This is a genomic window from Tautonia marina (genome assembly GCF_009177065.1).
Taxonomy (GTDB): Bacteria; Planctomycetota; Planctomycetia; order Isosphaerales; family Isosphaeraceae; genus Tautonia; species Tautonia marina.
In genome coordinates this window covers 40,904-63,942 of the sequence record NZ_WEZF01000007.1, presented here as the reverse complement: position 1 = coordinate 63,942, position 23,039 = coordinate 40,904, and the positions used below count along the sequence as shown (strand labels likewise).

Here is a 23,039-nt window from a genome sequence, read left to right as displayed (position 1 = left end):
CAACGGCCCCGGTTGTCCTCAACCAGGGCCGTTTTCCATGCGCCCTCCCTTCTCGCCATTTTCAGTGACTGCCGCTGCCCATTTCCTCGATCATTTCAATGAGGCAGGAGTGTCCGAGACTGCGACACCTCCCCGCCTCTTGCCTCCCTCTGACACGACCGATTGAGCCCCGATTCTCCTTTCCCCCGATCTCGGCGGCCGTTCTTCCCGAATCCAGACGGCCAGGCCATGCCGCGATCCGATCCCCGATGAGCCGACTCCCGTTTCGCAACTCCGGTCATGGGCTTCGATTCGCAGGTTCCTCACACCTCAATTCCCGAAACGAACGAGGATTTCAGGCGCAAGTCGCTTGCTGAAAACCGGTTCTGTCGATTCGACTCGGCGCACCGTGCCGCGCACCTAGGGCGCACCCGCCCCGTCGTGCCCGTCCCCGGACGCCTCGCCCTCGACGTCTCACGAAACCTCGAACGCTCTCGGCCCACCAGCCGATCCCCGATCGACAGACCCGCCCCGAATCAGCCGATTGCTCCAGGGCAGGACATCCGGTTCAATTCCCGAAACGAACTCGGATGTTCGCCTCAACTCGTTTGCGCGGTTGCGATTCCGTTCGACATCTTCCGCGCACCGAGACGGGCGCAGCCCGCGCACCGCGACCTCAAGGATGCTGCATCGAAGGTGCCGTCCCAGGTTGCTCGATGCCGGGATCGTCGGCCGGGTGCCTCTCCGCGCACGGTTCCCGAAACGAACGAGAGTTTTTGCCGCAAACCTCGTTCATTTCAGGCGTTCAGGAGTTCACGCTTGGCGCGCCGGGGGCGAAACCGACCCGCGAGCGAATCAAGGTGTCTCGGCCGGCAGGCGTTCGGCGTCGCTGGCGGGCCGATGGCGGTTGATCTTCGAGCGGAAGTCGCCCAGGCTCGGCCACTCGGTCGGTTGGTTCAGGTCCACCTCGGCGATGGCCACCGTGCCCCATTCCGTCGCCTGCTGCAGGACGCTGCCCGATCGGTCGTAAATGGCCGAAATCATCCAGTTCGAGGAAACGTCCTCGTAGGTGCTGCTGACCACGTAAACGTGATTCTCGGCCGCTCGGGCCTCGGCCAGATGGGGGTTGCAGCCCCAGACCGGCCAGGCGATCACCTCGGCCCCATTGATCGTCAGTTGCCGGGCGACCTCGGGGAAGAAGCCGTCGTAGCAGATCATCAGGCCCACCTTGCCGAAGCTCGTCTCAAAGACCGGATACTCCGAGCCCGGCATGATCCCCGCGTCCGACTCTCCGGGAGGCAACGTCACCTTGCGATAGGTTCCCACCAGCTCCCCATCGGGGCCGATCAAGGCGGCGACGTTGTAGAGCAGATGCCCATCGCGTTCGACCAGGCCAGCCACGATGTACAGGTCATGGTCCCGGGCCATCCGGCCGAACGCCTCGGTCGAGGGGCCGGGAATCGGCTCGGCCACCTCGGCGAAGGACAGCCCCGTGCCGTAGTAGGTCAGGGTTTCCGGCAAGACGACCAGATCGGCTCCTTGGCGGGCCGCCTCGGCGATCAACGGCTCGAACTGCTCTCGCTTCGCCTCGGGGGTCGACCCTTCGGTCGGCCGGTGGTGGACGGTCGCCAGCGTCACCCGACGCGGGGGGAGCGGCTCGACCTCCTCCATCGACACGGCGCTCCACTCAACCTTCCCCCCCGGAGCTGGCCAGCGCAGACGCAGCTCGACCACCGCGCGAGTCGCGCCGCCAGGAGCCTGATAGGTCCCCGAAACCTCGGTCCAGCCCTCCTCGTCGGTCGGGCCGTCGGTCGGATGCTCGGCCTCGGCCGGCGGCTGGCTCCATTTTCGGAGGAATCCCGAGACGAGCGTTCCCCGATCGTTGACCACCCGCCGTCCTTCCTCGTCCTGCCATCGGATCATCACCACGGCGCTGATCCGAGGAACCTTCACCCCCGAGACCCTTCGGACGGCCCGGAAATGATACGATTTGCCCCCCTCGACCGGGATCGTGCCCACCCAGGCACCATCAAGCCCCTCCCGAGCATCGGCCTCGATCACCAGGCGCGGAGCGTCTCCGGGGCCGCCGCCCGATTCCCGACGGAAGGCGGGGCGAATTTCGTCTCTTGGTGCATCAGGCTGCCACGAAATCGAGGCCGATTCCGTTTCCTCTCCGGCCCGAACTGCCGCCGAGCAGCAGAGCAGGGCTCCCCACAGACCAAGACTGACGACCAGCACCGAACGCGACCGCAAGGCAATCATGGCGGGAGCCTCCCGCCGGCGGGTCGACCGCTTGCCGACCTGAACCGGCCTCACGAGGCTAACGCCCCGACGCTCGGCCTCGCAAGCCTGTGCTGGTCGTTCACCGTCAGTCGATTGATTCGTACTCAAGCCCCAGCGCGAGCCGAGCGTCTTCGCTCACCCGCTCGATCGTCTCGACGGCCCGGTCTTCGACCTCATTGGTCACGTCGGCCATCTCCGGGAAGAACAGCACGGCTCCAATCATCAACCCCAGGCCCACTAAATGGGTCCGAGGGTCCACCAGCCATCCGAAAACCATGGTCAACCTCCGATCCGTCGTGTTCGTTGCGATTGCCAGAACCGAATCGCCTAAGGGATTCTAGGATCCGCATGCACGCACGGAAAGGGGCAAAATTCATGCCGATTTCTGGAGTCAGGCTGATTCAGGCCAGCAGGGGGTCGGGGGAGGCGTCTCGAACAGCCGTGTCGATGCAATGGGCATCGGGACGATCCAGGCCATCGGCAAAGGCCATCAGCAAGGCCAGATCTGCCAGGCGGTTCAGGCGTCTTGGCAGACCCTCGGCATGGAGGTGGAGTATTCGAAGTTGCTCGTCGTCGAACAAAGCAGTTCGGGCTCCGGCCCAGTTCAAGCGGCCGAGGACATAGGCCGCCGATTCCTCCTCAGTCATCGGGCCAAGCGCGTAGCGTGCCGTCAGCCGATCGGCCAGGCTCGGCGGCAAGGTCAGCAAGACCTCCGGCGCTCCGACGATCATCAATCGCAGGTCCGGAGGCCCGGCGCTGGAGAAGTTCTGAAGCAGCCGAAGGGCCTCGAATGTGCCCGGATCGTCGATCAACTGGGCCTCATCAACGATCAGCAGCACCGGCTTGCCCCGCGAGGCAGGGCCGGCCAGCTGGGTTCTCAGGCGGCGAAGGGTCGCATGAAGCCCTGGAGCCTCGACGCTCGACACGCGATGCAACCCATCCAGCTCGTCGGCCAGGAAAGCGAGGAACTGCGGAGCGGGCATGGCGGGGTAGGACAGGTGGATCGTCCGGCCGCCGAGTTCCCGGGCGAGGCTCGCGGCCACCACCGTCTTACCCGATCCCGAAGGGCCGAACAACAGGACCGGCCCTTGACCCTGTTCCAGACCATAGCGCAACCGCCTCCGGGCCGCGTCACGAGTCGAGAGCGGAACGAGGGCCTCGGGAGCGGTCGATTCGGCGAAGGGCAGGGCGGTCAGGCCGAAGTGGTCGAGGTACACGGGGAACTCCCGGATCGGTCGCGATCCACCAGACACGGGCGAGACAGGGTCGGGCACGCCGGAATCGAACCGGCAGGGGGCTCAGACGAACGTCTCGGCCAGACCGAGCAGGGGGATGTTCCCGGCGTCGAGAACCTCAAGGGCGCGGAGCAAGGCCCGTTCGCCGGTCAGGGCCCGATGGGTGACGAGTACCGCCGCATCGACCGGCCGGTGGAGGACCGCCGCCGAGAGTCCGGTAAACAGCGGGCTGCCGTCGATCAGGATCAGGTCGTACGATCGCCGCAATCGGGCCATCATGCAGGACCATCCCGGTTCGTGGAGGAACTCCCGGGGACGCGCGACGGGACCTCGGAGGGGCAGGATGCTGAGGTTGTCGTCGGGAACCTCGACAATGGCTTCCTCCAGAGGGACGTTGTCGAGGACCACATCTTCCAGACCGACGCGAGGTTTCAGGCCAAGCAGTCGCGCGAGCATCGGCCCGCCAAGGTCGCCATCGACCACGAGCAAGCGATGGGGGCGACGCGCCAGGGCCCGGGCGACGGTCAGGACCAGGGTTGTCCGCCCCTCGGCTCGGTGGCAACTGGTGACGAGCAAGACGCGGATCTGGTCGCGATCGCGGGCCGTGATCAGGTGATCGGCGAGGTGTTCGAACCGTGCGCCATGCTGACGCTCCAGAGCCCGGACGGTGGCTGGCCAGGTCAGGGGCTGGGTGCGTCGTCCGGGGACGTGAAAGTGAGGAGGGGGAGGGACCGCCCCCGGTTCGTTCGGCAGTTCGAGCGCTCGGGTCTCCCCAAGCCGCGAGTCGCTCGGCGCTCGGCTCAGGGCTCGACCGGACGTGTCACGGTCGTAAGCGTCGGCCAGGGCCTGATCAAGGTCTCGCATGGCCGTGTTCCTCCTCGCCATCAGCATCACTCTCGCCCGGCAACAGGTAGCCGGGAAAGGCGACCGGAAGCATTTCGGCCGGATCGTCCTGATGGGCCGAATCGACCGGATCGGGGATCGGAACATCCAGTTCGATCCCGAACGGTTCGGAAACCGGGGGAACCTCGTCGGCTAGCTCGACATCGGCCGTCGCCGGTTCCCTCGACCAGACGGCAATCGCGGCCGAGACGGCCAGCAATCCCATGAGCATCGCCAGTCCAACCACCCGAACCTCTCGGCGGAGCCTCCGACGGGGTCTGACGGTGGACACCGGCCTCCTCGGGTTGGCTCGCGAGCGATGTGGACCCGAGCCGGGCAGCGCGGGGACCTCGATCAAGACCGGAGGAGCGACCGCCCGGGAAGCCGCCGATCGCGGACTCACCGTCGATTCGCAGACAGAAGGGCTTCCGATCATCGGCGAGGCTCCGGTTGAGGGGCGTCGAGGTCGGTCGCTGATCCGGTTCGAAGGCGAGCCGGAGCGGTTGGGGCGACAGTCCGGTTTCCGTCGCCTGGTTTCGATGATCGTCCGGCCCCCTGGGCAAACTTGAACGGCCATGCCGAGCGTAGGGGCCTCTGGGCGTGACTTGGAGGATAAAGGGGATTGTCGGGGCTGCCGGGGTTTTGCCGGCTCGTTTCCATCCGAGAGAAATTCATCATGCGTTGGCGAGTTCTCCAAGTGAAACGGCCTCTGTCCCATTGCCTGAGCGATGGGACAGAGGCCGACAGGACCGTGAGCATGCGATGGCTGGTCAGACGGTGCGAAACGGGGCAGGGGAGCCTATCGAGCAAAGAGGCGAGAGAGGACGCCTCGTCGCGGAACCGGAGCGCCGGGCAGATCGTTCGGAGATCCCGCACCCGGTCCGGAACCGGCAAGATTGCCGAAGCCGGGGAAGCCGCCTCCGGCGGGGCGACCGCTTCCCAACCCCTCGTACGATGCGACCGGCTGGAACTGCGGAGGAGTTCCCGCCAGCCGTCCGGTCAGATTGCCGCCGTTGGCCAGGTCGAGGGACCGGATGTTCGCCTCGTTGACGTAGGGGTTGTGGCCTTGCCAGCGGGTTTCCGCCAGTTCCAGCACGTTGAGCGGGGCGAACATCGTGTCTCCCCGCACGGCGATCCAGTCGGACTGATAGGCCTTCGACTGGTCGATCTCGCCATCGAGTCCATACACGATGGTGTACTCGTAAATGGCCACGCGGGGCTTGGGATCGCTCTCGTTCAGGTTCGATCCGGTGTTGGCCTCGACCTCGACGAGCAGGCGGACCGATCGCTCTCCCTTGCCCGGCATGGCGTAATAGGTGGTCGTGACCTTGCCGATGCCGTGGTTCCAGACTTCGCCAGCCGTGCCGGTGGGGGGGAAGGCCCGCAGGTTGCCGAGCAACGCCTGACGCCGCCCAACGATATGCTGCTCCAGCATCCGGTGGACCTGAGGTGCGAATCGGTCGGTTTCATCCGAACCGGGACGGGGAGGACCGGCGGGAATGTCGGTCGCGTAGTCGCCGATCCGGTGGTTCAGATGGTTCTCGCCAAGTTCCGCCCAGAGGGCCTTCAACTCATCTCGCGTCAGGCCCGAGCCGGGGGCCGGGACGGGTTCGTTCAGCAGAATCGACGACACCGCGCCCCCGAGACAATGGCCTGGCCAGCGGTTGATGTCCTGATTCTGCGCATAGGACCCTTCCCAACTGCGGGCCCGCGTGTTGAACAACTGGTCGTACTTCAAGAGGGGAGAGGGCGTGGCGTAAACCGTGCCGTCAGGACCTCTCCAGGTCAGATCGTCGTAGAGGTTGGGGAACCAGGTTGCGGTATCTCCCGCCGCGGGCATCGTTTCGAGAATGCCGTTGGGTCCGGGCAGGACAATATCTTTTCCGGGAGCAATGTAACTGCCTGGGGTGGCGACGAGAATATCGTCTCCATTGACATAGGTCGTGTCCACTCGGCCGTTACCGCCGGCCCAAGGTTCGTGGATCGAGTCGCCCTTGGTTGGCCAGTAGTAGAAATTCCAGGGCCTTCGGGCCGCTTCACCGACCTGGACGAATTTCGTCGTGACGGTGTAGGCGTCCTTGGCACCCGAAACAAGGAAGGTGTACCAGCCGTGCTGGTCGCGCCCGACTTCGCTGCCGTTGGTCCTCGGACGACCATCGGGGCCGACAATTCGATCGACCTTGCCGTCGTTGACAGTGATCGTCAACTGACCGCCGTACCGAGTGGGAATGTAAACTCCGTAGAAACGGTCCCCGCGCTGGTCCGACAAAGCGCCGCCCAGGGGAACTGGCTGCACCCGTTCCTGAGGCGCCGTCGCCCCGTTCACGGATGGAATCACCGTCAGGGCGATCACGGCCCAGACCGCCGCCCCTCTGAGCCCGTTGCCGATACGCATGTTGCCTCCCGTCGTTCCCGTCATAGTCCTTGGGTCGCCCCCGACTCCGCCCCCGCCAGTCACAACCGAGTCCATGGTTGAGAAACGGCGAACGCTCCGCGGCATGGATTGCCTAGAGAGTTTCGGTTCGTCGGAGAGAGTCGATCGACGCAATACCCAGGCCGATTGAGCAGGTGTTGAATACGTTCGTTATACCCCCTAAATTCCCCCCGCTTGTCATCTCGCCTTGTTCCTCGAATTACCTCATCCGAGGGGAAGTCATGGCCGATACCCAACACTACCACCCAGACGGAGGATCGAGAGTGGCCCTGAAAGGACGCGGGTTGGGCCGACTCTTCCTGGTAATACGATTCCTGCCGTCGTCCCCGAAATCGAGGTGTTTTGAGCGGGAGACGTTCATCACTCCTCCACCCGGCCTGAACGCTGTCACAGGTAGAAGGCTGGGTGGCCGAACGGGCCAGGGAAGGCTTGTGACGGTTGAACTCCTTTTGATCGCTCGACGGGACGGTCGGAGCGAAAAAGGAGCGGGGGAACTGCTCACCGTAACCGATCGAGACGTCGACCGGAACGTACTGACACGATTTTCTTTTGCCTCGAGGTTATCGCGATGACCAAGGCTTTGGTCCTAGCACTTGCTCTGAGCAACGTGGGGACCGGGCATGGCGGCCACGAAATGGTTCACGCCACTGCCCAGGTCGCCCCGGCGGCTCAGGCCCCCGCGAAGGTGATGCCGGCCCCGCAGGCGCCGGCCAAGGTTGCGCCGGCTCCTCAGGCCCCGGCCAAGGTTGCTCCGGCTCCGCAGGCCCCGGCCAAGGTTGCTCCGGCTCCGCAGGCCCCGGCCAAGGTTGCTCCGGCTCCGCAGGCTCCGGCCAAGGTTGCTCCGGCTCCTCAGGCTCCGGCCAAGGTTGCCCCGGCTCCGCAGGCTCCTGTGAAGGTGATGCCTGCTCCTCAGGCCCCGGCCAAGGTTGCTCCGGCTCCTCAGGCCCCGGCCAAGGTTGCTCCGGCTCCTCAGGCCCCGGCCAAGGTTGCTCCGGCTCCTCAGGCCCCGGCCAAGGTTGCTCCGGCTCCGCAGGCTCCGGCCAAGGTTGCCCCGGCTCCTCAGGCCCCGGCCAAGGTTGCCCCGGCTCCTCAGGCCCCGGCCAAGGTTGCCCCGGCTCCTCAGGCCCCGGCCAAGGTTGCCCCGGCTCCTCAGGCCCCGGCCAAGGTTGCTCCGGCTCCTCAGGCCCCGGCCAAGGTTGCCCCGGCTCCTCAGGCCCCGGCCAAGGTTGCTCCGGCTCCTCAGGCCCCGGCCAAGGTTGCTCCGGCTCCGCAGATTGCCCCGGCTCCTCAGGCTCCGTTCAAGGGCTGAGACGACTCGGTTCTGCTGGACGATTGATGCGACTCGACGAAGCCATCCGTTCTTGCGGATGGCTTCGTTCGTTTGCGGTCCGCTGGGGAATCACGGGTGAGGGACGGACCGCTCGTCACCGCCGAAGTTGATGGTCTGCCTTAGCCGGTACGGAGTTCACTGGTCGAGGTGAGCCCGGTGGGTGAGTTTGGTTTCGAGGCATCGTCGTGCCATTCTGAGAATTCCTCGCCCTGAATGTGACGCGAGGCGAGCCCGGTGGGTTCTGGAGCGGTGCAGTCCGGGCAGGGAGCCGTCTGGCTCCCTCGGCCGACGAGTCCTTCGAGGTACTGGCCCACGTTGGGAATTGCCGGTCCTCGCACGACACCGAGTCCGCAGCGCCGGGCAAGACCCTGGTAATTGAGCAGGCTGCGCCCGCCCACAAAGATCGGCGCTCCTCGCAGGCTTTCCAGCTCATCAAAGCGTTTGCGGATGTTGCGTGAAAGGCTGAGCGAGACCCCAACGGCGACCGGCTTCCAACGGTCGATCCCGCGCTGAACCTCGTGAATGGGAAGGTCTGCGCCGAGGAACAGGGACCGCCAACCCGCCAGTTCGAGCGCCAGGCTGAGCATCAAGGCCCCGCCCTCGTGTCGGTCTCCCTGCATGACGAACACAATGACACGTCCGAGGGGAGCGGTGTTGGCTCGTTGAGCGTCGTCGACCAGAGCGGCGAGCTTGCGAAGAAAGAACATGGTGGCCAGCCGTTCCTCGACAAGCGAACAGTCTTTGCGGAACAACCGCTCGCCCGCTTCGGTGAGGGCGGGAGTGAGAATGCCGTTGGCGATCTTCTCCGGAGACAGGCCGCTGGTCAGGCGGTGATAGATGGCCTCGGCCGAGCGGGCGTCGGCCTGCTGCAGCGTGTCGACGAGCTCGGTCATCAGGTGGCTGGTGACTGCAGGGGCCTGGTTGACCGGCGGCGGCGGGGGATGGCCGGCGCGGGCCTCGGCGATGTGCTGGGCGATGGAGCCGCCAAGCTGGCATCGTCGAGCAACCTGGCAGATCAAGTCAACCTGCTGGGCAGGGTAACGACGGTGACCTGACGCCAGCCGTTCGGGCACGGGAAAGCCATAACGCCGTTCCCAGACCCGGAGCGTGTGGCAACTCACGCCGCTCAGTTTCGAAACGGCCGCGATCGAGTAATGGGCCTTGGAGAGAGGATTGGCCTTCACTCGTCTGCGCCTCCCGTTGAGAGGGGCTCTGGATGGAGGACAGTGCGACGGCACGCGGTCCCTGACCATCACAATCGTTGATTCAATCACCCACAACCACCCCTTCCGGATGTTGCAGGGCGAGATTGCACAACAAGTTATGATCCGGGAAATCGCGGATCAATTCAAGAACGCCTCTGCCTGGATTTTCAGTTTTTCGAAGAGGTCGTTGCGGGGAATGTTGATGCGTCGGTCGAGTTTATCAAGCGGATTGAAGGGGGATCGGCAGTTCTCACATGGCGGAGACGACCAAAGGGCACGAAGAACGGGACACGAGGGTCCTCTTTGGCCTCTCTCGAAGAACGGGACACGAGGGTGGCCTTTGGCCTGTTCATAGGTGAGGGGAATGTTGCTTCAGAGCAACATGGCTTGGTGCGCAAGTTTTTCAAAGCAACGCGTGAACTAGATTGCTTTCAGAGGCGTGTTGAACAGATCAGATCAGAGAGACGCTGTCGAGTTGGTCTCGGAGAGGTGCCGTCGCGGCGGGGTCTTGGTTGAGACAGTTCCTCAACGCTGCGTCTTGTTCCCACGAGACGAAAGGATCACCCCTGATGTTTGGAAGCAAGATGCAACACCATTCCAGAGAGCGTCGGCCCAGTTCCGCTGGCCGGAAACCGCAGCTTGAGGGGCTGGAGCAACGCTTACTTTTGTATTCGACGCTCGGGGGTCAATGGGCTTACGGCAGCCGGATCTCCTACAGCATTCCCGCGGATGGGACCGATGTGGCCGGTGTGCCGAACCAGATGCATCAGGCCATGGCGGATCGGGGCATCACTGAGGCCCAATGGAAGTTCGCGCTTCGCCGCGCGGCCGCGCTTTGGCAATCGGCCACCAACATCAACATGGCCGAGGTTTCCGACACCGGCGCCCCGATGGGGATTTCCGGGAACCAGCAGAATGACCCACGCTTTGGTGATCTTCGCTTTTTCGCCAAGCCGATGGCACCTCAGGCGTTAGGACAGGCCTTTTTGCCTCCGCCGTTTCACGGGGGGACGCTGGCCGGTGATGTTGTGTTCAACAGTTCGGCGAGCTGGAACGTCAACGCAAATTTTGACCTTCAGACCGTCGCGATCCACGAGATTGGGCATTCGCTCGGGCTTGGGCACTCCGAGTTCAGCACGTCGGTGATGTACGACACCTATACCGGGGTCAAGCAGGGGCTGACCTCGGACGACATCGCCGGAATTCGATCGCTCTACGGCGTTCGGCAGCAAGACTGGGTCGATCAGTTCCAGAACAACCAGTCACCCTGGACGGCGGTGAACATCTCCGGGTTGATCGATTCGAACCGGCGCGTAACGCTACCGAACCTGGATATCACCTCGAATCAGGATGAAGACTGGTTCTATGTGCAGGCGCCGAGCAATACGAGCGGCGAGATGATCATCACCATGCAATCGAAGGATCTCAGCTCGCTGAGTCCTCGGTTCATGGTCTACAACTCTGCCTTGCAACTGGTGGCCTGGACGGTCGCGCCGAGTGCCAGTTCGACGTTCGGCGCGACGGTTTCCCTGAAATTTACCGGGGTTCCGGCTGGTACCGGCATTTACATCAGGGCGATGGGTTGGAATGGCGGCAGCAGTGGGGTCAACGGCATCGGTGCCTACGCCTTGCGAGCCGACTTCAGCGGGGGACCGATTCCCTCGGCGATCGTTTCGCCTCCGAACACGACGGTTCCGGAGCAGCCGGATCAGGGGGGCGGGTTTATCAATCAGATGATTGCCTCGCCGGATCTGGCTCGGGTGCCCTGGACGCAGGTGTTCGCCGCTCCTCCTCCGCTGATGGCTCAGACCATCGGGATCGAGGGCCTAGTTCATCGCTGGGATGCTCAGTCCGGTCCGGAGGCGTCGTACGGCGTGGTCGAGTTCGTCCAGCCGACCCGGGCCGCGATGGGGCATTTTGCCCGAGCCGCCCTGTCCGGAGCGGCCCCGCTCTGGTTCACCCAGGCCATCGACCAGGTTGTGGACCTGGACAACGACGATCAACTGATGCCGGGCACGGCGGCTCGGCGCTGGCAGTGGAAGATGGAGCAGGTCGGACCATACGACCTCTCCTGACCGGATCGCTCTCGAAACCGAGGGCGTCTCGCGGAGTCCTCTCTTGATCTCGGCTCCTCTTTCGAGGGGGGGCTCCGTGAGCCTCGATTCGGTCTGACGTGGTTGGCGGAGGTGCTCCCGATACTCGGGGAGCCCCTGGAAGTCTGAGGTCGTTGGTTCTGGCTCCTTTGATTGGCAAACGAGCCAGTGCTTCCGAATTGCGATCTAAGGTTGGGTGAATGAACCCCGAACGATCGGCTGACGAGTTGTCCGACGTCCTCGCCGAGTGCCGGGAACCTGATGTCGGGTCACGAAAGGCTCAGAGAATGGCACACCCACGTGATGAACATCGAGCCAGACGCCCACCGGGCCGCCCTCGCGTCGAGGGGTTGGAGATCCGGCTGGCGCTTTCCGGCGATTCCTTCTCCAGTTTCGAACTGGCCCCCTTCCCCGACATGAACACCACGACTCCGAATCCCGACGGAGAGGATTTCGGAGGGGCGTTTGGTGGAGAGGAGACGACCTGGGACGACCCGCTGACCCAACTGCCTCCCCCCTCGGGTGACGACCTGCCCGATCTGGTGTTACCAGGCGGGTCGATTGAGATGACCTCGCCGTTTGATGGGGGGGACCTCTGGTTTGATGATTCCGACCCGAGCCCGAGCGAAGGAGACCCGATTCTCTGGGATCCGACGCTGCCCGGCTCCGGGCCGTTACCACCGCTCGGGCCGCCTCCCGTCGACCTGCCCATACCTCTCCCGACGTCGATCGTGATCGACGGGGTCGAGCCGGGTGATGGGGCCGAGTGGACCTCGGGCGAGTTGAACGAGCTGGCGGTGCATTTCAGTCTGCCCCTTTCGATGGACTCGCTCGTTTCGTCGGACTTCACGCTGGACCTGATCGGAACCGATGGTCAGGTGCAACAGATCTTTGGTCCAGGACAGGCGCCGACGCTCCGACTTTCGGGAGACGGCTCGACCGTGTTGCTGATTCCGGATCAGCCGCTTGCGGCCGGTACCTACCGGCTGACGCTTTCGGGCAATGCCCGGTTTGTTGGGGTGGACGGGGGGATTTATGACGGCGACGGGACCGACGTGGTTCTCTCGGAGTTCCGGGTGGTGGCGTCCGAGGTGACGAAGCCGGCCGACCCGGTCGAGACACCCGTCACCCCGCTTGGGCCAACGCTTTCGGATGCGATCTCGCTGGGGACCGTTGGGCCAGAACTGGTGACGGTCGCCGGATCCCTGAACTTGAACGCCGATCCGACGGCCGTTGCGCTGTATCGGATCGAGCTGGGGCCGGATCACTTCTGGAGGCTTGGCCTGGAAGTTTCGGCGGATCGAGCGGGTTCGCCATTGCTGAGCCGGCTCTCGCTGTTCGATGCCGAGGGACGGTTGCTCCGAACCGGGACGCTCGGCATGGCCGATGCGCCGTCCGATCCCTTCCTGTTCGAAGGGTTGGAGCCGGGCATTTATTATGTCGGCCTTTCGGGAGCGGGGAACGACCCGTCGCTGGGTGGGTATGATCCGGTGACGGGAGCCTTGCCGGTGAACCTGCCCGCCCAGCAGGGGGGGGATTATTCGCTCGCTCTGGTGGCCGACGTGGCCGATGCCCCGACCCAGGTGGTCGGCATCGAACTCGACCGGGCCGACCCCGCCGACCCGGTGCCGACGGGGCTGACGATCCATTTTGACGGAGTCGTGCGACTCGGCGAATCGGGCATCTCCGGCTCGACGCTGCCGGGCGGCCCCATCATCCTGGTCGATGCCTCGGGCAAGGTCTGGAAGACGGGAATCGTTTCGACGAACACAACGGGATCGTCGGTGTCGGTCGTCTTCCACGATCGACTGCCCCGGGGACGGTACGAGGTTCGGCTGGCGGAGTCGGGAGGGCTGGTGGACCTGGTCGGCCGCGACCCGGTGGCCGAGGGGCAAGACCCAGGCGTTCTTGGTCGGTTCGAGGTGACGACCGAACCGACAAGCCGTCGTCCGAATGATCTGGGTGTTCTGTTGCCGGCGCGATCGCTCGATCCCGTCGAGCAGCAGGTGTCTGTCGTGCCGGGCTCGTCATCCACCGTCCGGTTCGTGGTGGCGTTCGAGGCGAACTACGCGTTGACCTTGAATGACCCGGGCGGTGGCTTGACGGTCGAGCTGATCGGCCCGAACGGGCGGGTGGACCTCGGGGCCTCGCCTCGGACGATGAATGGGGTTCAGCTCGCGCTCAAGCCGGGATCGTACATCATCCGGGTCGTCAATCCGACGGGGCGATTGATCGACGCCAGTCTGAATCTGCGCTATACCTGGTCCTTGCTGGACTCGGTACCGCTCAACGGGGTGGGACAGGGGCCGGCGTTGGGGATGCGGCTGGCGGCTCCGGCGGCCGGGTTGCCACAAGTGGGATTCGATTCGCCCTCTGCGGAGCTTGATCTGGGGATGGGAGAGGTGACGGTTTCTCCAATCTTCCAGAGTCCCTCGAATGGTTTGTCCGAGGGGACGGCTCTCTTTTCCTCCACCTCCGAGATGGCGGGGGTTGGCACCGGAATGCCCGTCGGGCCCATGCTGACTCCGGAGATCGCTCCGGTCGGCTTCCCGACGACCGAACCGCTCCGGATCGTCGCGATTCACCCGGATCGGGGCGGTGCCCTGGCCGCGACCGCTTCCCTGGCGGAAGGGGCAGACCTGGGACAACTGGTGCCGATCGGCGTTGGCCAGGCGGTCAACCAAGGTGATGGGGAGGCCAGGAGGCTTGGTGGTCCGATGGTCCTGCCGACATCCCAGGCCGAAACCCCTTTGGAGCAAGCAGCAGTAACCTCCCCGTCGGCGACTCCGGAACTCGAACCGCTTCGTCCCGTTTCGTCCGAGGCGATCGACGACGCCCTGGCCATGCTGGCTCCGTCACTTCCCTGGCTGCCTGAGTCGTTGAACGTCACGCCCGAAGTGATTCCGGGGGGCCAGGGGAACCCGAGCGACCCCCAGGACGAGGATTCCGAGGAGGATCGGACCGAGGTTTCCTTGATGCGAGCCCTCGGCATCGGGCTGGCGGTTGGCTGGACGGCCCGGGTCGTCTCGCGTCGGCAGCACGAGAAGCCGCCAGGTCAGATTCGCGTCCTGATGTCGGAGTCGGGGGTTCGGGTCGATGACCCTGAGCATCTGGAATCGGTTGATGAGCTGATTCGGCGCCATCCGGGATCGCCTGTCTCGAACCGGGGCACACCGGCCGAGAGAAACCGGTAGCCCCGAAACCGACCGATGCGGCCGACCTCGACGGCCGCTCCGGCGACCCTCAGGCAATAGGCCGCGCGGCGGGCGATCCAGTCGGGTCGGCCCGTTAGCGCGGCCAGTTCTTTGCTCGAAAACGGATCGGGCAGACCCGCTGGGAGCAAGGCCCGCAGGTCGTCGGGCGTTTGGACCAGCGTCTCGGAAATCATCCGGCGCAAGCAACGGTCGAGGACCTCGACGGGCCGACCTCGGGAACCGTGGCGGCGAACCTCGTCGATCTCGACCGCCGCGATCAGGACCTCCAGGTTCGGATGCGGCAGCAATCCGGCCAGGCCCACGAGATGCTCGAAGGCATCGAAGACGATGCCGCGCTTCGGGCTGAAGCGGGCCGAGACATCCGGCCCGAGGGGAGACGATCGGCGGACGATTCGACGGGCAAGGATTACCGGAAGGACGACGCGGACCCGGGAACCGTCGAGCCATCGCCCGAGCTTTGGTCGCAAGGCCGCGGTCGGTCCGCACTGGACCTCGACGAGGACCCCGTCACCAGTGATGGCATCGGCCCGATCGCCGCCAACGGGAACCTCGACCCGGCCGCCGGGGCCCCCGGCATAGTGCTGCTTCAAGGCGCGATGCAGGCTCGATTCCATCCGAGATCGCCCGTCATTGAGCCGGTTTGAGCGGCTCGACGCCGAGATCGCGGATCGTGAGCAACGATCGGAACTCGACACCGGCCTCGGCGAATGCCTCGGCGGCCCCTTCCAACCGGTCGAGCATGACAAGGACCCGAGCGACGGAGCATCCCATCGCCCGAACCGCCTCGACGGCCTTCAGCGAGGAGCCTCCGGTGGTTGCCACATCGTCGAGGATGGCGACGGTCGATCCCGGTTCGAGCGGGCCTTCGACCAGATTGCCGGTGCCGTGCCCCTTGGCCTCCTTCCGCACCAGGAAGCCCTTGAGCTGAGGCTTCGGCCCCATCCCCGCCGCGGCCAGCGTGGCGCCGACAATGGGATCGGCTCCCATCGTCAAGCCTCCCACGGCCTCGACCTCTGGAACCTCGTCGAGCAAGGCCAGCATGCCGGCACCGACGATCGCCGCCCCTTCCGCAGACAACGAAACCCGTCGGCCATCGACGTAATAGTGCGACGATCGGCCGCTGGCCAGGGTGAATTGCCCCAGCTTCAGGGCATCGCGCTTCAACAAGGCGATCAACCGATCGCGATCCCAACCGCTCGCCATTGCTTCGGCTCTCCCGTAGACCTTTTCAGACGTGCTTGTGCCTCGAATCGATCAAGCCGCTCGGTGACCTCGCAGGCACCGCTCGGTCTGCCGCAAGCATAACGCCCGGAGGAATCAAGAACCAGTCGGTCAATTTTCAGAATTATCTGAAATTTCTGTTGAATCCGAACGTTTCTGGGGTCTGGGACGATACAGAAGAGAGGGACTGAGCCAGACACCGATTTCAGGCCAGGAGGTTTACCGGCCTGGCGAGACTCGAGGCAGGGGAGAAGTTTCGGGCGGTGGCCGATCTCAGACCAGGTTGAACGATTTCAAACCGTTCAAAATGAGCAGATCGGCGAAAAATCGTTCAAATCGACCAGGAGACGGCAATGCTATGGGCGAGATTCCGGACAAGTTTCCAAAAAAGTTGGTTTGGGTCTTGTCCGAAGAACGATTTCAGTCTAGGATGAAATCGTTCAAGTCGTTCAATCGAAATCGTTCATTTTTCTTCGGTAGGTGCCGTGGTTGATCTCCTCCTCAGAACCCAGCAGCTTGCTGATTTGCTGAACGTGAGTGTCAGCTCGATCAAGCGTTGGGTGGATCTAGGAGAATTACCGGCGAGGCGAACCGTGGGAGGGCACCGCCTCGTCCCGCTTTCCGGGGCCTTGCAGTTTGCTCGCGAGCGGGGTTTGCCGGTCGATCGGCTGGTGCGGATGGCGTCGGAGTCATCAGGAGACGTCACGCCGTCGGAGACAGACCCTTGCACCGCCGAGCATCTGGTGACGGCCCTGAAGCGCGGCCGATCGGCAGCGGCACGCGACTTGCTCATCAATGCTTACTCGACACTTGGTGGTGCGGTTGCCCTGGCGGACGACCTGATTCGGCCCGCCATGGAGTCGATCGGTCACGAGTGGGAACGAGGTTCCCTGGACGTGTACCAGGAGCACCGGGCGTCTCGCATCGTTGAAACGGCGCTGCTGGAACTGCTTCGAACGCTTCCTGCCCCCTCGGAAGATTCTCCCCTGGCGTTGGGAGCGGCTCCGGAAGGGGACCTTTACACGCTGCCCGGCCTGCTTGCCGAGCTGACGCTGCGAGAACTGGGATGGGATGTGGTCAACCTTGGCCCGAACCTTCCCCTGGCCTCGCTGGCTCGGGCGATCCGAGTCCAGCAACCCAAGCTGGTCTGGATCTCCGTGAGCCATCTGGAGGATGAACGCACGTTCCTCCACGATTATCAATCCTTTTATGCCTCGGTTTCCAGGACGGAGACTGCGGTGGTCCTGGGTGGGTCGGCGTTGACTCCCGACTTGAGGGCTCGTGTGGTGGCCGCCAGTTTCGGCGACCGCATTGCCCACTTGCGGGAGTTTGCCAGGCGGCTGCACTCGACGGAGACGGGACCAACCCCTTTTGGATCGATGGATCGCCCGAGTTCGACCCAGCCCTGAGGAGCCCCGAAAGGGGTACAGCCATGCGTTCGGCACGACAGATTGGCGAGACGGATGGTTTTGCGGGCCTCGATGGCGCCGTCACCCGAGTCCTCGCTCCGGCCGAGGAACGTGAATTGCTCCGAGAGCTGGGTGATTGTAAATCGAAACTTGCGAAATCGATGGCGGCGATCCCTGAGTTTGCTCCTCCCGAGGGCACTCCGGACAATCCCCAGGCGATGGCCCTCTATATTGCGGCCACCTGCACGCAGGACCCTCAGCTCGAAAGTCGGCTTGGTGCGATTTATCAGCGGTACAAGGAATTGCGTTCGAAGCTCGCGCTGGCCAACCTGAGGCTGGTGGCGCACGTGGCGAAGCGGTTCCGCGATCGGGGCGTCTCCTACGGCGACCTGATGCAGGAGGGGTTCTGCGGGTTGCTCGAAGCCATCGACCGCTTCGACCTCAATCACGAGACGAAGCTGGCAACCTATGCGACCTGGTGGATTCGCCAGTCGATGCAGCGGGCCGTGGCCTCGGGAGCCTATCCCGTGAAGCTGAGCCCCAGGCACCTCCGTCAACTGGCTCAGAATCAGGATGAGGTCGGAAATCGCACGGAGGGCGACGAGGACGGGGAACTTGACCAGGCTCCGGCCAAGTCGTCGGGAGGTCATGGTCCTTCGGCCGAGATGATCCGCCGGATCCACGCCGCGACCCGGCCGACCATCTCGCTCGACGCCACGATCGACACCGATCGGAGCTTCAGCCTGCTACAAACGATGAGCGACCCCGACTCGGACCGGACCGACGACGTCGATACGGACGAGACAATCACGCTCTTGATGGAGTCGCTTCGACCGCGGGAGCAGCAGGTGCTGGCCCTTCGCTTTGGCCTGGGAGGCAAGCAGCGACTCTCGCTGAGCCAGGTGGGCAAGGTGCTTCAGGTGTCGAAGGAGCGGGTCCGTCAGATTCAGGACCGTGCGTTGGAAAAGCTTCGGGTCGTCGCCGCCGACCACAATCTGGCCGATGCCTTGCCGGTCGGCTGACCGAGTCGGCGGGAGTGCCTGTGAGGATGTCGGAGAAAGGGAGGTCTGCCTTGCGACCTCCTTTCTCGACGTTTCGGTGATGGTTTCAAGCAAGGGCGTTAAGGAACCGATCGACTCCTTCAAGGGGCTGCGCTTGAGACGCAGCCTGGAATGGCGGGGGCGAACGGTTGGCCATGAACGCTGATTCGCAGGCAAAGCGGAAACGTCCGCCCAACGTGCGGTTGTCCCGAGACGCGGACCCGCTCGGCCCGTTCCTGCACTTTTTGATGGCTGAGTGCCGGGTCTCTCCCAACACGCTGGCGGCGTATCGGGCGGATATTTCGAAGTTCTCGCGCTGGCGAGCAGAGAATGCTCCCGGCCCCCTGGAGTCGATCGGCATCGGCACGTTGGCCGGTTATGTCGATTACCTGGGACTCCTCGATCTGGCGCCGTCGAGTATTTGCAGGCATCTGGCCAGTTTGTCGACATTCTTCCGATTCCTGGTCGATGAGGGGCGGCTATCGGAGAATGTGGCCAAGCTGCTCGTGGCCCCGAAGCTCTGGGAGCGATTGCCGACGGTGCTGGGGCCGGCAGCCGTCGAAACCCTGCTGACGACTCCGAATGCCGAGTCGCTGCTGGGCCGTCGGGACCGGGCCGCCCTCGAAACGCTGTATGCGACGGGATGCCGGGCCTCGGAAGTGACCTCGCTCCGGCCCAGGGATGTCGATTTCCACGCGGGGACAGTCCGTTGCATCGGCAAGGGGGATCGAGAGCGGGTCGTGCCGATCGGCTCCCGAGCGCTTGAGGTTCTGGAGACGTACCTCCGGAGCGACCGGCCGCGTCTGGTGTCTCGATGCCCGGAGACGGAGACGGTTTTTGTGGCCCGATCAGGCCGGCCGTTGTCTCGGACCGGTCTTTGGCGGATTGTGAAGTCGCACGCCCTGGCGGCGGGATTGCCGTCTCGGGTCAGCCCTCACACCTTGCGGCATAGCTTTGCCACGCATTTGCTGGCGGGCGGGGCCGATCTGCGCGTGGTGCAGGAAATTCTGGGGCATTCGTCGATCGGGACAACGCAGATTTACACGCGAGTCGAGATCAGCCACCTGCTTGACGTGCATGCGCGTTGCCACCCAAGGGGCCGAGCGCGGGGACAAGGCGAAGCGGAGGAGGGATCGAAGGCCGGTTGAGGGTTGGGGGCAGGCCCGAAGATCGAGAGTTGGGACGCGCGGATTTTCGACGGGAGGTTCTGGTAGAATCGTCTCGCGTGTTGCGATGATCTTGATTCTTTCGAGGCCGATAGACCTTTGATGAGCGGAGCGCTGCGTTACCTTCGACTGTACGCCCAGCTGGCCCGTTACACGCTGGTCCGTGAACTGTCGTTCCGGGGAAATTTTCTGGTGAAGGTGTCGGTGGAGGTGCTCTGGCTGGGCATTCTGCTGGCCTTTTATCGGGTCGTGTTTTCAAAGACGAGTGTGATCGCGGAGTGGTCGGAGCCGCAGTATCTGTTTTTCGTCGGCTGCTACTTCGCCATGAACGGCCTTTTGGAGACGCTGTTCCTGGAGAACTGCAACGAGTTCGCGGAACTGGTGCGCAAGGGGGATCTGGACTTCCTCTTGATCAGACCGATTGACGAGCAATTTTTGATTACATGCCGCCGCGTTGACTGGTCGACCGCTCCCAACGTGCTGATGGGCGTGGCGGTGATGGGGCTCTCGCTCGTGAACCTGGGTTGGTCCTTCGATCCGGCTCGGGTGGCGGTCTTCCTCCTGATGTTCGGCTGCGGGGTGATGCTGGCGTACAGTTTCATGGTGCTCTTGACGGCCACGGGCGTCTGGCTGGTGCGAAATCAAAGCATGATGGAGCTCTGGTGGCTGTTCAGTAGTTTGACGCGCTACCCACGCGAAATTTACCTGCGAGTGACCTGGGCCGAGCCGATCGGACTGTTCTTTACGTTCATCGTGCCGTTCCTGCTGGTGATTAACGTCCCGGCCGAGTCGATGGTCAAGGTGCTTGACTGGCGGTTGGTCGGCTTTACGCTGTTGGCCACGGCGGTGAGTTTGTGGGTGAGCCGGCGGTTCTTCCGTCGTGCCCTGCGTTCGTATCGGAGTGCGAGTAGTTAAGTGGATCCGATCCGCCGCCATCCCCGGGGTGAAACCGATGAGTGATCGCCTGGCCTGGCCGAAGTCGACGGGCCTCCTGATCAATCTGGCAGCGTTTATCCTGATTATTGCAGGAGTTCGGGCTGCGGCCGAGCTGATCGTGCCATTCCTGCTGGCCCTCTTTCTGGCGGTGATCATCACACCGAAAATCGATCAGATTGCGCGGTGGGGGATGCCCCGTTGGGCCGCCGTGGGGTTCGTGACACTGATCGTCAGTGTGATCCTTGTACTCGGGTTGGCGTATGTCGGCGTCTCGCTAAATGAGCTGCTCTGGAGGCTCCCACAGATTCAGCGACAGTTGTATGGATTACGTGAAGATGTTTTCGACAAGCTTGATTCCCTTGGTCTGCCGGTACCTCCAGAGCGGAGCGAGGGGGCGATTTTCGACCCCGCCTACGGGGTTCGTATGCTTGGGGGCCTGCTGGCAGGGATGAGTAATATTTTCAGTAACGGGTTGTTGATTCTGATTACGGTGGCGTTCATCTTGCTGGAATCTGGAGGCTTTCCGGCGAAGATGCAGGCCATTTTCGGAACCGACAGCCCGGCGATGAATCGGAGCGTAAAAATTCTGGCCGATCAGCGGCGCTACATGGTGATCAAGTCCTGGATCAGCCTGGCCACCGGGGTTCCCGTGGCCATTGGCCTGGCGTTGATGGGAGTGGATTATGCGGTTCTGTGGGGGGTCCTGGCGTTTTTACTGAACTTCATTCCCAACATCGGCTCGTTGATTGCCGCAATTCCGCCCGTGATGCTCGCCCTGGTGCAGAACGGATTACCGGTGGCGATCGGTGTGGTGCTGCTGTTTCTGGCGGTGAACTTCGTGATCGGATATCTGGTCGAGCCGCCGGCGATGGGCAAGGGCCTGGGAATCTCGACCCTGGTTGTCTGGATCTCGCTGATCTTCTGGGGGTGGGTCCTGGGGCCAGTGGGGATGTTCCTGTCGGTCCCGCTGACGATGGCCTTGAAGATCGTGCTGGAAGGATCGGACGAGACACGGTGGTTGGCCATCCTGCTCGGCCCGCCCAGCACAGGTCAGGCCGAGGTGGTTGAGATCGAAGGCGGCACTCCGTCCTGATCGGATGGAAGGGGAGAGAGACGGTCGTGCCAAGCACTCCGAGCCGGGCCGCGCTGAAGGCAATTCTCGAACAGTGTGGCCTGCCTCTGGCCGAGTCGCAGTATGACGCCCTCTGGGCGTATCATCGCCTGCTGCGCGAGGCGGACGCGGAACTGAATCTGACACGAATTCGCAACTTTGAAAACATGGTGCTCAAGCATTATGTCGATAGCTTGCTGGTTCTCAAGCATGTCGAACTGCCCAGCCCGCTCGTCGATATGGGTTCGGGTGCGGGCCTACCCGGCATTCCCTTGAAGATTGCTCGACCGGAGGTTCACATGATCCTGGCTGAACCTCGGGGAGCGCGGGCGGCGTTCCTCCGTCACGTCTGCGAACGGCTCGGCCTTGAGGGAGCGGAGGTCCACGCGGGCAAGGTCGGCCCGCGCTTTACCCGGCCGGTCGAGGGAGTCATCACCCGGGCCGTGGCGACGATTCCGGAAACGCTGGAACGGGTCGCCTACTGCCTTCGCCCTGGTGGTCGCATGATCTTCCTGAAGGGACCGGATTGCGACGACGAGATCGCCGAGGCGCGCCGGAGCCTTGGAGACGCCTATCGACTCGTCGGCGATCATGCCGACCGCATTCCGGGCACCGAGCATCGTCGGCGGTTCGTGGTGTACGAGCGGCTTGAGGCTCCGGTTGTTTCCGCGACACTGCCGGCGGCTGAGACTCCACTGGATCGGGCCTTCTCCGGGCCGGTCAAGGAGGTGTCGAGCGCCTCGAACCCGTCGTTCCGGCTGGCTCGTGACGTGCTTTCCGGCCGAGGCATTCGCAAGCACAGCCGAGCGCTGATTGCGGGACATCGGATCATTTCCGAGGTTGTCGATCGGTTCCCTGATCGGATTGAAGCCTGGCTCACCGGCCCGGAAGGGAACCCGCCACCAGAAGAAATTGCTTCCGACGTCACCTGGTTGCGGCTCGATCCGGCATTGCTCCGAGAACTGGACGTGGCGGGAACCGGGGCACCGTTGCTGCTGGCGCGGGTTCCCGAGATTCCGAACTGGTCGGCGGAAGACGATTGGCCCGAAGGCTGTTCGCTGTTCGTGCCGTTCCAGGACCCCGAGAATGTGGGGGCAGTCTTGCGATCGGCGGCCGCGTTTGGGGCGGCGCGGGTGGTCTTGTTGAAGGAAGCGGCGCATCCGTTTCATCCGAAAGCGGTGCGGGCAGCGGGGCCGGCGGTGTTTCAGGTACCGCTTGCGTTCGGGCCGTCGATCAACGATCTGGTGAGTGATTCGGTGCCGATTCTTCCGCTCGACATCGATGGACCGTCACTCGATGACGAGCCCTGGCCCGATCGCTTTGGTCTGCTTCCGGGGGTGGAAGGGCCGGGATTGCCCGCACGATGGCGCGGTCATCCGGATCGCCGTCGCGTGCCGATCGCGCCGGGGGTCGAGTCGCTCAACGCCGCAACCGCAACGGCTGTCTCGCTGTTTGCCTGGCGGAGCAAGGCGGGCTGGCCTCTGGCGGACGAATGAGAGT

At 63.8% G+C, this 23,039-nt stretch carries 17 protein-coding genes; 9 read left to right on the top strand and 8 right to left on the bottom strand.

The window, feature by feature from the left end; all coding sequences use genetic code 11:
* Positions 1 to 834: 834 nt before the first annotated feature.
* The 6 genes from GA615_RS10290 to GA615_RS10265 all read right to left on the bottom strand — a co-directional run bounded on the left by GA615_RS10290 (position 835) and on the right by GA615_RS10265 (position 6,774).
* Positions 835 to 2,241 (bottom strand): carbon-nitrogen hydrolase family protein, encoded by a 1,407-nt coding sequence (locus tag GA615_RS10290; protein ID WP_152051212.1) that lies wholly within the window; start codon positions 2,239 to 2,241, stop codon positions 835 to 837.
* Positions 2,242 to 2,347: 106 nt separating this feature from the next.
* Positions 2,348 to 2,539 carry a hypothetical protein gene (locus GA615_RS10285; RefSeq protein ID WP_152051211.1) on the bottom strand — a complete coding sequence of 64 codons (192 nt, stop codon included), beginning with the start codon at positions 2,537 to 2,539 and terminating at the stop codon, positions 2,348 to 2,350.
* Positions 2,540 to 2,663: 124 nt separating this feature from the next.
* A complete protein-coding gene (locus tag GA615_RS10280; protein ID WP_235905302.1) occupies positions 2,664 to 3,479 on the bottom strand; it encodes an ExeA family protein in 816 nt (271 codons plus the stop codon).
* A gap of 81 nt (positions 3,480 to 3,560) precedes the next feature.
* Positions 3,561 to 4,361, bottom strand: a complete 801-nt coding sequence (locus tag GA615_RS10275; RefSeq protein WP_152051210.1) for a CpsD/CapB family tyrosine-protein kinase — start codon at positions 4,359 to 4,361, stop codon at positions 3,561 to 3,563.
* Positions 4,348 to 4,671 carry a hypothetical protein gene (locus tag GA615_RS10270; protein ID WP_152051209.1) on the bottom strand — a complete coding sequence of 108 codons (324 nt, stop codon included), beginning with the start codon at positions 4,669 to 4,671 and terminating at the stop codon, positions 4,348 to 4,350. Before GA615_RS10270 ends, GA615_RS10275 begins: the two co-directional genes overlap by 14 nt.
* Positions 4,672 to 5,178: 507 nt before the next feature.
* On the bottom strand, positions 5,179 to 6,774 hold the full coding sequence (locus tag GA615_RS10265; RefSeq protein WP_152051208.1) for a hypothetical protein: 1,596 nt from the start codon (positions 6,772 to 6,774) through the stop codon (positions 5,179 to 5,181).
* Between the two features lie 607 nt (positions 6,775 to 7,381).
* On the opposite strand from GA615_RS10265, the gene GA615_RS10260 reads away from it, so the two are divergent.
* Positions 7,382 to 8,122: a hypothetical protein gene (locus GA615_RS10260; protein WP_201750156.1), complete on the top strand. Its 741-nt coding sequence runs from the start codon at positions 7,382 to 7,384 to the stop codon at positions 8,120 to 8,122.
* A gap of 140 nt (positions 8,123 to 8,262) precedes the next feature.
* On the opposite strand, the gene GA615_RS10255 is transcribed toward GA615_RS10260, so the two are convergent.
* Positions 8,263 to 9,327 (bottom strand): MerR family transcriptional regulator, encoded by a 1,065-nt coding sequence (locus GA615_RS10255; RefSeq protein WP_161602266.1) that lies wholly within the window; start codon positions 9,325 to 9,327, stop codon positions 8,263 to 8,265.
* A 590-nt stretch (positions 9,328 to 9,917) separates the two neighbouring features.
* On the opposite strand from GA615_RS10255, the gene GA615_RS10250 reads away from it, so the two are divergent.
* Together GA615_RS10250 and GA615_RS10245 are read left to right on the top strand one after the other, a co-directional pair.
* Entirely contained in the window at positions 9,918 to 11,423 is a 1,506-nt protein-coding gene (locus tag GA615_RS10250; protein ID WP_152051206.1) for a matrixin family metalloprotease, read from the top strand.
* Positions 11,424 to 11,728: 305 nt separating this feature from the next.
* Positions 11,729 to 14,635: a hypothetical protein gene (locus GA615_RS10245; protein ID WP_152051205.1), complete on the top strand. Its 2,907-nt coding sequence runs from the start codon at positions 11,729 to 11,731 to the stop codon at positions 14,633 to 14,635.
* 648 nt (positions 14,636 to 15,283) lie between these two features.
* Here the strand turns inward: GA615_RS10245 and pyrE are convergent.
* Positions 15,284 to 15,859 carry an orotate phosphoribosyltransferase gene (gene pyrE, locus GA615_RS10240; RefSeq protein WP_152051204.1) on the bottom strand — a complete coding sequence of 192 codons (576 nt, stop codon included), beginning with the start codon at positions 15,857 to 15,859 and terminating at the stop codon, positions 15,284 to 15,286.
* A gap of 503 nt (positions 15,860 to 16,362) precedes the next feature.
* On the opposite strand from pyrE, the gene GA615_RS10235 reads away from it, so the two are divergent.
* From GA615_RS10235 to rsmG, 6 genes are all read left to right on the top strand, one after another.
* On the top strand, positions 16,363 to 17,286 hold the full coding sequence (locus GA615_RS10235) for a MerR family transcriptional regulator (RefSeq protein ID WP_261343935.1): 924 nt from the start codon (positions 16,363 to 16,365) through the stop codon (positions 17,284 to 17,286).
* Between the two features lie 23 nt (positions 17,287 to 17,309).
* The gene (locus tag GA615_RS10230; RefSeq protein WP_152051202.1) at positions 17,310 to 18,308 is read left to right on the top strand and encodes a sigma-70 family RNA polymerase sigma factor; all 999 of its coding nucleotides are present in this window, start codon (positions 17,310 to 17,312) and stop codon (positions 18,306 to 18,308) included.
* A 173-nt stretch (positions 18,309 to 18,481) separates the two neighbouring features.
* Positions 18,482 to 19,474: a site-specific tyrosine recombinase gene (locus GA615_RS10225; RefSeq protein WP_152051201.1), complete on the top strand. Its 993-nt coding sequence runs from the start codon at positions 18,482 to 18,484 to the stop codon at positions 19,472 to 19,474.
* Positions 19,475 to 19,594: 120 nt separating this feature from the next.
* Complete coding sequence (locus GA615_RS10220; protein WP_152051200.1) at positions 19,595 to 20,407, top strand: ABC transporter permease; 813 nt, start codon at positions 19,595 to 19,597, stop codon at positions 20,405 to 20,407.
* A 37-nt stretch (positions 20,408 to 20,444) separates the two neighbouring features.
* A complete protein-coding gene (locus tag GA615_RS10215; RefSeq protein ID WP_152051199.1) occupies positions 20,445 to 21,521 on the top strand; it encodes an AI-2E family transporter in 1,077 nt (358 codons plus the stop codon).
* Between the two features lie 26 nt (positions 21,522 to 21,547).
* Positions 21,548 to 23,035, top strand: coding sequence for a 16S rRNA (guanine(527)-N(7))-methyltransferase RsmG (rsmG, locus tag GA615_RS10210; protein ID WP_152051198.1), 1,488 nt, complete (start codon positions 21,548 to 21,550; stop codon positions 23,033 to 23,035).
* Positions 23,036 to 23,039 lie beyond the last annotated feature (4 nt).